Source organism: Campylobacter sp. RM19072 (assembly GCF_024723485.1).
In the GTDB taxonomy this organism is placed as follows: Bacteria; Campylobacterota; Campylobacteria; order Campylobacterales; family Campylobacteraceae; genus Campylobacter; species Campylobacter porcelli.
Genome location: NZ_JANQCU010000028.1, coordinates 1 through 5833 on the forward strand (window position 1 = coordinate 1; position 5833 = coordinate 5833).

4 protein-coding genes are annotated in these 5833 nt (G+C 26.7%); all 4 read right to left on the reverse strand.

Annotated elements, in window-relative coordinates:
• Positions 1–65: 65 nt before the first annotated feature.
• Complete coding sequence (locus CSUIS19072_RS08125) at positions 66–272, reverse strand: hypothetical protein (RefSeq protein ID WP_086237433.1); 207 nt, start codon at positions 270–272, stop codon at positions 66–68.
• A gap of 2 nt (positions 273–274) precedes the next feature.
• Complete coding sequence (locus tag CSUIS19072_RS08130; protein ID WP_086293849.1) at positions 275–1765, reverse strand: hypothetical protein; 1491 nt, start codon at positions 1763–1765, stop codon at positions 275–277.
• Between the two features lie 29 nt (positions 1766–1794).
• The gene (locus tag CSUIS19072_RS08135) at positions 1795–3321 is read right to left on the reverse strand and encodes a hypothetical protein (protein ID WP_086293847.1); all 1527 of its coding nucleotides are present in this window, start codon (positions 3319–3321) and stop codon (positions 1795–1797) included.
• Between the two features lie 11 nt (positions 3322–3332).
• Positions 3333–5833, reverse strand: a 2501-nt coding sequence (locus CSUIS19072_RS08140) for a glycosyltransferase family protein (protein ID WP_337212243.1), incomplete at its 5' end; no start/stop codon positions are given.

The window sequence follows — 5833 nt, forward strand, 5'->3', positions numbered from 1 at the left end:
ATATCAAAGAGATGAGTGAAATTTTATTTATAGTATTATTATTTATTTGACTATATAATGCATAGCTAAATATTTACCACCTCATTTACTATTTGAGTATTTGCAAAGCTTACATTACTAAGGTCATGGCAAGATAACCAAAAATTTATTATATTAAATTTATGGCGTCTTGAGTTATTACTAGTGTTTGCATATCTAAGTCTCTTAGGCGGTTTAACAATAGCCTTATTGTATAGTATTTGTGTTCTAAGGATACATAAGATATTATTCATTTTTAACCTTTACTTAGTTTATTTTGGATGTATTTTTTAAGATTAGGATAAACAATTTTGTCATTTATTAAAGTATAAATAGCATTTGCACTTTGTGGTTCATTTTTATACTCCATTATTCTTGCAGTTATATAGCAAGTATATGGAAAATTTAAATCAATATTATTTATAAAGCTATCAAATACATTACCAAACCACTGCCCAAACCAATCTTTTGCAAGCAATAGCTTTATGATTTCTTCGCCATTTTTATATAACAATATTTTAGAAATCTCCTCTGCTTGAATATAGTTTTTATTATCCAATAAAACTTTTATCATATTGATTGTATATTTGTGATTATGAGGATCGTAAAATAAAGCCATTTTTAGATGATTTATCAATTCCCCCCCCCTATTAGCTAATCGATATTCTGAAGTATTGTTACCCGCTAAGTAATGATGATACGCCAAAAAAGCAAGCTGTGCTTCATTTAAATTTGATAAAATAGGCAGATTTCTAGAAATTTGCTCATATTGTTCTTTTTGGCTAAAAACAGCCGAAGAATAGCTATTAAAAAATATTAAATCTGCATTAAGTAAACGCGAAAATCTCACAAGAGCGGAATTCGTTCCATAGAGTTTTGTTGCCATACTCATTAATGTAAGGTCATAATAAAAGCTTTGTGCGTTTGATATGTTTTCAATAGGTCTAAGAGTATCTGCAAATATCACATTTTCATTGTTTATTATTTTAATAATCTCTTTACAAGCTCCAATATCATCGCCAAATAATATAATTTTACTATCTCCATCTTTTAGGCATTTTTTAATTAGCTCTAAAACTAAACTTGCGTGAGTTGCATGATATACTGATTTATTTCCTTGCAATCTAATTGGGCTATAAAAATGCACTATATCGCCACTTCTAAAATGAATAGCACTAAAACTACCAAGATTTAAAGCGTCATTTTGTGCTTTTTGTATATATTGTTTTATCTGTGGTACAAAATCTATCTGTTGAAAATAATATCTACAGCTATTTTTATATTCTTTTAACTCCGATTCATTTTGACATAGATAATCAAGCTCTCCTAAACCTACTGGAAAAAAAATTTTATCGCTTTGCTTTATTTTTTCTTCTAATTCTAGAAAATTACTACATTTTCTTTCTCTTATTATATTATTAGAGTAAGGATTGCTACCTATTTTATCTTCATTTATTTCTTCATATATATTTGCTTCTTTACACTCATTATTGGTTATAAAATATTTATCTATAAAGTCTTTATCAAAGATATTCTCTTTTGCTTCTATACTCATTCCTATTACATTGATTCCTTGGTTATCGCCTCTAAAATTTTCTCCAAGTTCTTTGTATAATCCTGTCATATTAGGCCATATAAATCTAAAATCTCCTATATTTTTAAATCTATTTGCTAAATACATAGCATTTACTAAACTAAAAATTCTAGAACCACTTCCATCGCTTCTATTTGCTACAAAATATTTCATTAATATCCTTTTTAATTAATTTAATTAATTTAATTAATTTTATTATTTATTATTAATTGTTCTAATATTTTATCTTTTTCATCAAACTCAGATTTAGTCGCTAAAACTTTTTTGGTAAATTCATTAATATACCAATTATTTGTATTTATTAATTTTGAAGTAATATATTTTGCACATTGAATATTCCCAACATCATATAAAATTCTAGCACTCATATATGATAAATACAAATAATTAAGATTTGTATTTTCAATTAATATCTTATGACAATCTTGCATAGTATAACCATAATATAATTTTTTAAGTAATATTGAGATAAAACGATTGTGTTCTAGTATCATTGATGATCTAGCTACATACTCTGCCATTTCCAATTTGTCATCTTGTATTAGATGTTTAATTTCATAAATTTTATATTTAGAATTCAAAGGATCTAATAAAAAAGCTTTATTTAAATTTAAAATAACACTATTAAGACCTAAATTTAATTTACTTTCAAGTATATATTTATGAAAATATACAAATGCCAAACAAGATTGTGGTATGTTTTTTAAATCTGGCAAAGTTTCTTTAATGATTTGAAGCTGATCCGATAGAGAGAAAATTTCATATATTTCTTTAATTACTAAATCAGGATTTATTAAAGCACACAGTCTAGACATTTGAGAATTTAAAGAGCCAAATAACCTTTTAGCCATACTCATTATAATAATATCAAAATAAAAAGCCTCTATATTATTTCTAGTTTCTCTTAAATCATCTACAAATATTACATTAGGATTATTTGCTATTTTTATGAGTTCTTTGCTTGTGGTGATGTCGTCACTACAAAGGATGATTTTATCTTTTGAGTTCTTTAGTATGTGTAGGGCTAGGCTAGGATTTGTAGCTTTATATATAGCCTCTTTGCCAAACAAGCGAATAGAACTATAGGTATGAACTATATCTCCAGCTCTAAAATGTAAAACACTATATCCGCCATTATCTAGGTATTTGGTGGCGAGTGATTTTGCTTTATTGATTATATTTTTAATATTTTGATTAAAGCCTATAGTATTAAAAGCATTTTTAAGCTCATTTTTATATTCTTTACTTTGCTTTTCATCAAAACAAAAGTGCTTAGCATAATCGCTAGTTTGATTAACTAAGGCAAATTTTTTTATCTCATCTTGTAAAAAATTCGTTTTAAAACTTATAAAATTATTTTCTTTATGTATGCTATAGCAAAGTGGATTTTGACTATCTAATGTATTGCTGCTCATGGAGCTTGTATTATACTCGCCTAGTTTTTCTCCAAGCTCCTTATCTATGTAGTGGTTAGCTATAAACTTCTCATCAAATATATCTTTCACGCTACCCATACTCATACCATTTATCCTTACTTTATCATCGCCAAAAAAATTTGGACCCCATGTGCCCCCCCCCACTTCCTGATATGAGCCCCAGCAAAATCTAAAATCTATATTTAACATATTAGCTATTGCTATAGTATTAATTAAACATATAAGTCTACCGCCACTACCATCATTTCTGCTACTAACTACAAATTTGTCCATTTTTCTCTCCATTATATATTTACGATATCCATATTTAGTCCATCACATACATATTGACAATTTTTTAAATAATCATCTAGCTCGATTTGCCAAGTATGGCTTGAGATATCACTTCTCCTAGTGCAAATAAAATTATACATATCGCTAGAAAAGATAATATATCCTTTAGATTTTGCATCTTTTAGAAAATTTGTATCCTCTCCTTTATTTAACTCTTTAAATTTTACTTGAGTAAATACATCTTTTTTGATTATTAAACTAGCACCAGTAACAAAATCAGTGTATTTGTGATCGTTACCACCAAAACGCATATATAGCTTATTTGTAGCCTCAACATATGTATATACTGATTGTTTTCCTAATACATCTGCACCGCTATATTTGAATGCGTCTAAACTATCGCTTAGATAATTTGGTCCATAATAATCATCATCATCCATTTTTGCATAAAAATCTGCTTCAAATTTATCTACGACCATGTTAAAACAAGTTCCTAGTGATGTTTTTGGATCTGTCTGGAATATTTCGTAATCTATATCTAAATTTTTCAATTTATTTTCTATCTTATCAATATTGAATGAATTAGAGTTTAGGACTAAAACTAGCTTTTTATTGCTATAAATTTGATTTGTATAGTTTTTAATAATATTATCTATATAATTAGGTCTATTAGTTATACTAACACAGATGAAAAGTTCTTTTTTGCATTCATATTTTACACCTATTTTATCTAGAATATAGGTAAGCCTTTTACTATATGTATGATTTTTGTATATTTCACGCATACCAATGTGTTTGATTATCCCATTTTGTTGATTTGTCTCGATTTTATTTTGGATAGCTTTTTGTGCTTCTTGACTAGTATTTACGATATCAATAAAACCGGAAAAATGCTTTTGCAAACCGCTTGATTTAGAAGATATTATTGAAGTTTTACACGCTAATAGCTCAAAAATTCTCCTTGAAAACATTGTATTTGAGTCTGTAACGCTATTCACATTTAAAAATACTCTATATTGCCTATATGCGTTTAGCATTTTTGGATAGTCTAAATTACCAACGATAAATTTATGATATTTTTGCGGAAATATGCGGTTGGTAGTATTTTCTTTGCTATTGTGCATTCTATCAAAGATATGAAAATTAAAATTTATTGCTGCATCAAATAGCATTTGTATGTCTTTATTTCGCTCTTTAAACGAATCTCCATCATACCATGATCCTGCAAAGCAAACATCATATATTTGTAGTTTTTTATCTCTAATAGGATTATGAATTAAAGGGGCAGCCGCAAACATTATTGGATAAATATTAGTATGAGAAGAAACCATATCTTTATATTTATCTATACAATTTTCATCACTTGTGAAAATATAATCGCATTTTTTTGCTATATTTATAAATTTATTAAAATTAATTGGGTCTTCTTTATTTAAAAACACCACTTTTATTTTTTGCTTTTTTGCATAGTCTATTAAAGCATATAAATCTATTTTTTTATCATTGTTCTCACTGCTACTCATAGCAAATTTCCAGTCTACATTATCTCCCCAGCACGATTCTAAAATGATGATTTGTATATTATTTTCTAAAATTTCACTTTTGTAGTTATTTCTACTTAGTCTTATCAAATTTGCTTCATATCTAAAGCATTCATATGAGAAAGTGTCCATTATTACGCCAATATTTAAATTAAGCTTAAATGATTCCGGTATCTTTTTAGGCTTAAAATCAGGATAAGATATAGATTGCTTTGCGTATGAAAATTTATTAAAATCGTCGGCGTATTGTAATAATCTATTTTGTTTTTCTTGGCGTGTTTTTGATAGTTTATTACCTTTTCTTCTTGCGGCATTTACCTTTATAAGCATGCCTAAAGCTTTAATTGGTGACTTAAAAATATTTTTAACTGCGCTACCTAACTTATACTCATATGAATTTTCCAAATTTATTTGAGTGATATATGCTTTTTTAAGTTCATCTATAAGCTTTTGATTTGTATTTTTCATCATTTTAAAATAAGGATACAAATCCTCTTCATTTTTAATTGGCGTTCTTAAAATACATTTTTTGCATCTTACTGTTCCAGCTCCATTAAAACCAAAAAATATTCTAAAAGAGGTAGTATGTAGTGGTGCTTTTATACTAATAATATTATTACCGCTATATAGTAAGTTATAAGTTCTATTTATTAATTTTTTTGTCTCATCATAGATGAAAAAATATAAATGTATTTGCAAATTATTATTATTTAAAATTTCTAATTTTATATTTAGTTCATACTCGCCAGGGCTTAGACTAGCTTGTTTTTGCAATATTTCATTTGTATAGTTTTGATATATTGTTCCCATTTGGTAATACATTTTTTTATCTTGATAATTGTCAATAATATGAAAAATGCAATCTTCTTCATTTACAAGAAATAAGTTATTTTTTATACTTTTATCTATATGCCATTGCAAATTTTTATCACACAAATCAATTTTTTCATGATATAAATACATACCACACT

Excerpts from the sequence above, each read along its gene's own strand:
- CSUIS19072_RS08125 (WP_086237433.1), bottom strand. The coding sequence starts at position 272 with ATGAATAATATCTTATGTATCCTTAGAACACAAATACTATACAATAAG.
- CSUIS19072_RS08130 (WP_086293849.1), bottom strand. The coding sequence starts at position 1,765 with ATGAAATATTTTGTAGCAAATAGAAGCGATGGAAGTGGTTCTAGAATT.
- CSUIS19072_RS08135 (WP_086293847.1), bottom strand. The coding sequence starts at position 3,321 with ATGGACAAATTTGTAGTTAGTAGCAGAAATGATGGTAGTGGCGGTAGA.